This window comes from Streptococcus sinensis, from assembly GCF_000767835.1.
In the GTDB taxonomy this organism is placed as follows: Bacteria; Bacillota; Bacilli; order Lactobacillales; family Streptococcaceae; genus Streptococcus; species Streptococcus sinensis.
Map to the genome: position 1 here is coordinate 1 of NZ_JPEN01000102.1, position 7,970 is coordinate 7,970.

General features: G+C 40.7%; 6 protein-coding genes. All 6 read right to left on the bottom strand.

Features of this window, described 5'->3' with window-relative positions; all coding sequences use genetic code 11:
* Positions 1–306: 306 nt before the first annotated feature.
* On the bottom strand, positions 307–1,059 hold the full coding sequence (locus SSIN_RS08530) for a DUF6261 family protein (protein ID WP_037617931.1): 753 nt from the start codon (positions 1,057–1,059) through the stop codon (positions 307–309).
* A gap of 385 nt (positions 1,060–1,444) precedes the next feature.
* The gene (locus SSIN_RS08535; RefSeq protein ID WP_052076778.1) at positions 1,445–1,816 is read right to left on the bottom strand and encodes a hypothetical protein; all 372 of its coding nucleotides are present in this window, start codon (positions 1,814–1,816) and stop codon (positions 1,445–1,447) included.
* Positions 1,816–2,874: a hypothetical protein gene (locus SSIN_RS08540; protein WP_244880089.1), complete on the bottom strand. Its 1,059-nt coding sequence runs from the start codon at positions 2,872–2,874 to the stop codon at positions 1,816–1,818. Before SSIN_RS08540 ends, SSIN_RS08535 begins: the two co-directional genes overlap by 1 nt.
* A gap of 12 nt (positions 2,875–2,886) precedes the next feature.
* The gene (locus SSIN_RS08545; RefSeq protein ID WP_037617934.1) at positions 2,887–4,848 is read right to left on the bottom strand and encodes a hypothetical protein; all 1,962 of its coding nucleotides are present in this window, start codon (positions 4,846–4,848) and stop codon (positions 2,887–2,889) included.
* Between the two features lie 3 nt (positions 4,849–4,851).
* Positions 4,852–5,220, bottom strand: coding sequence for a hypothetical protein (locus SSIN_RS08550; RefSeq protein ID WP_037617936.1), 369 nt, complete (start codon positions 5,218–5,220; stop codon positions 4,852–4,854).
* Positions 5,221–5,230: 10 nt separating this feature from the next.
* A partial coding sequence (essC, locus tag SSIN_RS08555) for a type VII secretion protein EssC (RefSeq protein WP_037617942.1) occupies positions 5,231–7,970 on the bottom strand: 2,740 nt, incomplete at its 5' end.

Genomic DNA, 7,970 nt, shown 5'->3' on the forward strand with positions numbered 1-7,970 from the left:
TCCCGTATTGCGGTCCTTGATATTGATAACCGTCTGGATATTCTCAGACAGCGAGCTCATCACATCTTCCACGAAGACAAGCGAACAGCCTAGGACAGTCATTTTATTTGTTTGGGAAATCGCAGAGCAGATAAATAAGCGTAAAATAGAAAGTTTTCAAAGTACTAAAAGGAAAATGTCCTTGTCCCATTATACCAAAATAGGAGAGCGGATGGAGAAAACGAGCGTAAAAAACCACCTGAGTCATTTTCAGGTGGGTAGACAAGCGGATCGTAAAGATTCTCGCTTTCTTCATTAAAGACCAGTTTATTCAGTCGTAGCTGTTTCAGCGACTTTCGCCTCTTTCCCCTTACGGCGAGCCAAGGTATCCGCATAATGCTTCCGGCTGTTGTTGAGAACAGAGAGGAAACGCTTGTAGAACTCATCTTCCTTCACTTGGCTCAGAATCAACACATAGTCACTTAATTGTTGGTATGGGGTCGCTACTTCTTTACGTAGCTTCTTCACATCAAAGCTGACCGTTTGAAGATTGTCCTGAGAGCGGGACGCAAAGAGCTTCTCAAAGGCTTGATGGCTCTCCTCAAGATTTTCTACAAACTTAGAAATCGTTAGCGTTTCAATCTGAGATTTATATTTATCGGAGGCTAGTTTTTCCAGCAAACTGGAAATCAAGGCTGTTTCTTCTTCGTAGTGTTTCTTGTGGGCATCTTTGTAGGTGTCAAACAGTAATTTCAAATTGATATAGGCTGTCTTTTCGGCTTCTCGCTTGCTTGCTCGGTAAGGCTTGATAGAATCCCGAAGTGCTTGCAAGTCCGCATCTCGCAAGTCGTCTGCTTCGTTTAATAACCCTGATTTCTCATTGGCACGAATGTGACCCAGCGAAGCTTGATAGGCAGGTAAGGCTGCTTGGATCTTCTCAACTAAGGTTGTCAGAACTTCTTCCTTTTTAATGTCCAAGTTTTCTTTCTTCAAATCATCCAGAAAGCGCGCAATGAACTGGGAGAATTCTGCGTGGCGAAGATTGCTATGTTTTATAGCTACAATTTTTTCTGTTTTCATAAACACCTCTTTTTTTTTATTGTTCTCGTCACCGAGGATGACGGGGGACACGACTTTATTTCATCTTATCAGCGTGGATGATGAAGCGAATCACGTTAGCTTCAAACTGTCAGCGAAGATGATGAAGCAAAACGCTTTGACTTCAGACTGTCAGCGCAGATGACGAAGTAAATCACATTGACTTCAGGCTGTCAGCGAAGATGACTAAGTGAATCTCATTAGCGTCAGCTCGTCAGCACGGATGACAAGAAAAAAGTCGCTTAATATAATATAACATAGATATATTTTTTCTTCAACTAGTTCAAAAATGTAGAGCTATGAGAAGAAGAACAATAGAAAAACCACCTGAGTTAGTTTCAGGTGGTTGTGAGATTGAAGTTATACATTATGGAAAATCATTATACATCCTATTATAATTTTCAATGTTTTTCTGAGTAATATATCTTTTTCTAACCATTTCTGTATCACTCTTCCCATTCGCATACTGTTGAAGACTGCCCCCTTCTATCATATGCCCTATTTCATTATCTATTCTGCTAAACTCATCTGCTACAGAATTAAGATATTCATCAAAAGATTCAATGACAGGAACTAAATCTTTTGTTAGAGCTTTCACCGCATCTGTTGCAGAAGCCAAGTGAGTAGTTGCAGAAGACTCTATCAGACTAGAGCTCTTCTCTTCTATTCTGCCACTCATGTCCTCAAAACTGTGTTTCACACTTTTGATATGTTCTGGTAATATTCGCTTTCGTCCCATTATTCTTCCTCCGTACTGGATTTATAATATTGTAAAAACTCTTCTTCGCTTTGAACCAAATGTTCCTGTCCATCTTTCGAGCTAGTCGCTGGAATGGTGATATCCTTAAAGATATTTGTACCCTCTGGAAGAACTAGCTTTAAGAGAGAGATTTTAAAACGAACATCTTCTTTTCCAAGGAAATATAATTCAGATAACAACCCTTTACTCAATATATCAAATACCTTTGGATATTTGCTTGACAAGGATAGGTATTGGGATTTTTCTACTGGTTTTTTAAAACTGAAGTTAGATGAATCAAAAGTAAAATTTTGGCTTGAAAGTCCATCATTTTGATTGATTATATCTTCAAAAGCGTCTCTATTTTTTATTGTATTTTGAAAAACATCATAAAACTCTTTGCCTGGCTTTCCAGACGGTGTTTCAGATAAAATTTTTCCACTCGTCAAATCAATTATACCTATAAAAGTTTTAGCACTTGGTTCACTATTCACAGCCATTTTTATGGGTAAATAATCTTTTTCATTCTCAGATTGTAATAATTTTGATGATTCAGCAACTCCAATTGGAATATAATCCTTATTATATTCCCTCACCATCTTAAATACATCATAAGTTTTTTGTTTGATTGTCCCATCTTTCGTATCATAGACGTCTAACAACCAGTACTCTCCCTGCTCTGGAATATTACTTTTCAAATATGGAACCGCATCTTCTTCAAGGATCCAATACTTATACGTGGCTGATTTTAATTTGTAACTCTGGCGAACAATAAAATGTTCCCCATTGGTCGCTGTTTTACGATTGTTTACATTGATACCTGAATCATATTTTTTAGCTTCTTCTGCCTCCTTTAATTCTGACTCATTATCCCAATCAATCGCTACTGCCTTGTTATCATCCATAAATTCATAACTTGCAATTTTAGCCCTTGGACTCCACATAACAAACTGAGTAAGTTCATGCCTACGATATGCCTGATAAGCAAAGTAAAGTCCTATAACAGTGAGTGCAAGAAACATGACTTGAACTAATTTTGATTTCATTATTTTTATCATTATTTCCCCTCATCAGTGATTCGTATTGATATTCCGATTATATTTTGCCTTCAAATAGTCAAAATATTTTGCACCATCATCTTTATCGTATTCATTTGCCTGAAGGATATCATATTGTTTGACACCACGTTGAAGTTCCTCAAGCTGTTTTCTATCCATTTTTTCAAATTTCAAATCTGAGTTGTTACCGACTAGATAATTGCTAATTTCTTGGCTAATGCCTATTTTATCTAGCTCTCTTTTAAAATCTTCTGTACTTTTTCCTTCTTTTTCAAAGAACAATTTCATTCCATACTTATCCATCTCTGCGATTCGTTGAGAAACTTCAAAACGATAATAACTCGTATCGGAAACAATTCTTTGATTACTGCCGTCAGATGGTGTTCCACCTTCAAATACCCAGCCACCTTTACCAAACATTTCTCTTTTTAGTTTAGCTACTTGTTCCAATTCCTCAGTTGAGACCTTTTTCCAGTTTTCAAAACCGTTTACAACTGATTTTACAACTGAGGCGGCCTTTTTTCTCATTTTGTTATCATTTTCTTCAATTTCATCAATTGCATCAATTGCACCATGAGCCTCTGCACTTACTAATTTTAACAACTTGAAGGCTGTTTCATACTTTGAAAATTTTGCAAATCCACTCCCAACATCTCGAAGTGTTTCAAATACAATTTCTTTCCTTTTTTGATCTAACTCTTCTAAACGATGTGTAATTTCCTCTTTATTCAACTCAGAGGAATTCACTTTGAAATCACTACTATATTCCTGAGTGGTAGCCTTAAATCCTTCCACTTTATAACCGGATGCTTGTCCAATCACCCTAAAAATAGTTCTTCCATCAGAATTAAACTCAAAACTAATCTGCTGTGGATCGGCTACTGAAAGATTCGAGCCATTTGGTTTGAATGTCTTCTTTCCAAATTTAATAGAGTACAATCCCCTATTAATACCGATTACTTCATTTATGGCATTCTCTTTGATAAATTCTGCCTTCATTTTACTATAGTCGTGACCTACTTGTTCAAACTTCAAGGCCATATCAGCTTGATGGACAATGGCTAAACTCTGCCCCGAAGTCGTAAATTTATCCAACCAAGCAGAACTATCAGCCAATTCCATCTTCCCGATTGCATTATAGAACGACTGTAACTTATCTGTATTCTTATCTTTGACCCAAGTCGCCATACCATCGACCATTAAAAATACTACTGTATCTCTGACATTATTTCGATTCACTTGAGAAATTAATGCTTGGTTATCTCCATAAACTGAATCTAATGCTTTGGCCTCATCAATATTTCTTACAGCACCTAAAGGATTCATATGCAATCCTTGAGCTACCATATTGAACACGGCCTTAGGAGACAAGTTCAATGTAATTTGTGCCTGATTAACACTTCTATTTAAAGTGGTAATAGCTTCTACAATCTGCTGTAAATTTGTACTAAAAGTATCATGAGCACTCTGAAATGGTGTATGAGTATTCAAACGAGCAGTAGAAGCGTCGTCTAAGCCATTGGCCGTAGTGTTTGTAATACCTGACAAGTCAATAGATGACTCTTCTAAAGCCTTCGTCGCAGTATCTAATGCGGACTGCAATGTTTTAGCGACAGATTGTAATGTATCCTTTTGCTCCCCAGTTAGCTTATTACGAACAGAAGTATTGCCTGATTCACTAGTCCAGGCTTCTTTTGTAAATCCAACACCACTGACACTTGATTCAAAATCACTGACTACAGTTGCATATTTCGTCAAAACCTCAGGTATTTTATTAAAGACTTGACTCTGTAAATCATTGAGACTTTGCAAAAAGGCATTAATAGCTTGGCCCTCCGAACCTTCAATCTGAGTATTGAAGGTTCGAGCAGTGTCATCCGTTGCGGTACTTAAATTCTGTGAAAATTTCTTAATAGACTGACTATATTGAGCTATGCCTGGTAGGTCGTGAACTTTTATAACATCATCACTCATGAATTAATCCTCCTCTGTATTTGCAATCTCATAGCTAAGAGCATTCATCCCAAATCGTAGGCCTGCTGCCTCTGATTTTAACTCATCTATTTTTATAGTCAATTTTGATAAGGTATTGGTTTTGTGTTCCTCATATTTCGTGGAAGCATCTTTTAGTAACTTCTCCTCGTTTGATGTCTCCTGCTCATAAGATGTACCTGCTAAATTATATGATGTTTTAACTGTGTCATAATCAGTTAACTCATAAGTAATCTCTGTAGAAACACCTGAAAGTGTACTCTTTACACTTTCTAACTCCAAAATATTTGCAGTGACTGTACTAAAGTCTTTTGATAACTTATGTAACTGAGCTTGTAATGCTGCTCTTCCCATTTCTTCCCCCTTACATCATTAATACTTTTATTTTACTTGCACGACCATCAGCTATATAGTAATGGACTTGTTCTGCTAGCGGTTCTTCTTTCAGTGGTCTGCTGTTAACGGTCACAACAGCTTGATCGTTAATGCGCATGGACAGTATCGCTTGTCTATAGGTCTTGATAACTTTTGATACACTGTCAATCTGCTTAATCAGTTGACTGCTACTGATAGCTACTGTACTATAGCCGGCTCTTGGTCCCTTCTCCAAGACAAAGAGAAGAGAAGACAAGTCATCTAAGCTCATATCCTCTACCAACTCCAACTGATTATAGAGGATAACAGTAGCCTCATGCTGGCTCTTACGTTTCTCCAAGCGCTCTTTAATTCTCGATTCCATAGTCGCAATACCCACTTGATATTCTTCTGGTTTATCTAGAATAGTCACTCCCTTCATTTCAGGAAGATTGTGATACTGCGGCGCAAGGATAATAATCTTTTGTTTGCTTCGAGCAATCTGCTGAGTTAAGATAAGCATTTGCTCCTCTTTGTCTGTCAGATAAAGCAAATTACCCTTAGAGATATCCCAAATAACAGGCTCCACTGTTTCTATGTCTAGTCCTAATGGTAATACTCCTTCTCCATAAGTTGCCTGAACAGCTGGGCGATTATAGAAATCATATTCCGTCAGTTCATCTGGTACCATTGGCACCTCTTTCGGACGGATTCCCATCCAATCCTGATTGAGCTCATTCACTCTGTTACGAAGGTTATTAATGACTTGAATGTCATTCTCCCCTGAAACGGGTAGAGCCAACTGAACACTATTTAGTTCTTCGCGTTTCATCAGTGCCCGACCCTTAATGTCTTCCATCAAGTTGACCAATGGATCATTTCCGGTAACCTCTTTAATATCTTGAATGTCATTCTGCTTAAGCGTTAGTTGGTGCTTAAAGTTAGCATAGAGAATTGCTCGCAGGTTACTCTTACGACCAGCAGTGATTAAGAGATGGACTCCAACACTCAAGCCTTCACGACCAATTCGCATAAGCAGCTTAAAGAGCGATGGCTCAAACGTTTCCTCTTTCATGGACTCAAAACTATCCAACATCACCACAATCGCCGGTTCTTCCTTACCGCTAGCCTCACGATAAAGAGCGATGGTACCCACACCATACTCGGATAGAAGTTTCTTTCTGCGGTTGAGCTCGCTCTCCATAATCCGCACAAACTTGGCCACCTTCTCACTTTGATCTAAGAGAAGCGTATCCGCCACATGCGGGAGATTCGCCAGAGGCGCCAGACCATTGGTTCCAAAGTCAAGGAGATAGAGGGTCAGGTCTTTCGGACTGTGCTTTCTCGCCAAGTCCATGGCCGCACTCTGCAGGAAGGTGGTCTTCCCAGTCCCCGGACTGCCGTAAAGCAGGATGTTACCATCCCTAGTCAGGTTGATATGAGCCACTTCCTGAGCCTGTTTCTGCGGCATATCTGCCAGACCGATCAAGAGGTTCAGATCGCTTTGCCCCTTCTCCCATTCGGCTTGATAGTTGATCGGCTCTAGCTCCTCTAAGGTCAGCCGCTCTTTGAGCGGTGGCAACCAAGGCTGCGGTACAGGAGCGATCTTCTGCTTTTCAGTCAGAAGTTTGATGTTCTGCACAATCGCGTCCAGCTCTGTCGGTACTTCCTTAATCTCATCGGCCTCTTCTAAGCCAGACAGGTCTTCATTCAAAATTTCATATTGACCCAAGTCATTAATCAGATAGATAGTATGGTCTTCAATGCCCATGTCGTCCTTATCCGGTTGGTAATCCGCCCCCGACCAGGCTGACTGGAAGAGTTCATAGACTTCATTATTGCCGACCTGTAGATAGGCACGTCCCGTCTGGGTAATCTCTGCCGCATCTGGCGTGTGAAGCATTTCGTTGGAGTCAGACCGATCCGCCACCTTGAGCGCAATCTTAAAGCGCGAGTTGGACCAGATCTGGTCATCCACGACACCGGATGGTTTCTGGGTCGCAAGGATCAAGTGAATCCCAAGAGACCGCCCGACACGAGCGATGGACACCAGCTCCTTCATAAAGTCAGGCTGATTGACCTTGAGCTCCGCAAACTCATCCGAGATGAGAAAGAGATGCGGTAGGGGCTCGGTTGCCTCCCCTGTCTTAAATTTCTTTTGGTATTGATTGATATGATTGACTTCATATCGGTTGAAGATCCGCTCTCTGCGGTGGATCTCCGCATTGATAGAGACCAGAGCCCGCATGGATTGGGCTCCGTCTAAGTTGGTAATGGTTCCCAAGAGATGCGGCAAGTTCTTGAAGAGATGAGCCATTCCCCCACCCTTGTAGTCGATGAGGAGAAAAGCCACATCATGCGGATGGAAGTTGACGGCGAGGGAGAGGATATAGGACTGGATGGTCTCTGACTTCCCAGATCCCGTTGTTCCCGCAATTAGCCCGTGCGGTCCATGTGCCTTCTCATGGAGATTGAGCTGGACCAGGTCATCCTTACCACGTAGGCCAATCGGCACCGCTAAACTCTTATAAGGTGCATTCTTACCCCAGCGCTTAGGAACTTGCAGATCATCGAAGGTCTCTGCCCCATACATCTCCATAAAGGTCACCGTATCAGGGATTGAGCTCTTGAGATTTTGCAAGTGATTGAGCGGTGCCAGCGTTCGGGCAATCCGCTCCTTGTCATAGTCCTCTGGAAAGTGGTCTAAGCGGAAGTCGGTTTCCTTCAGCACCCCTTCTTCCATGACGAGT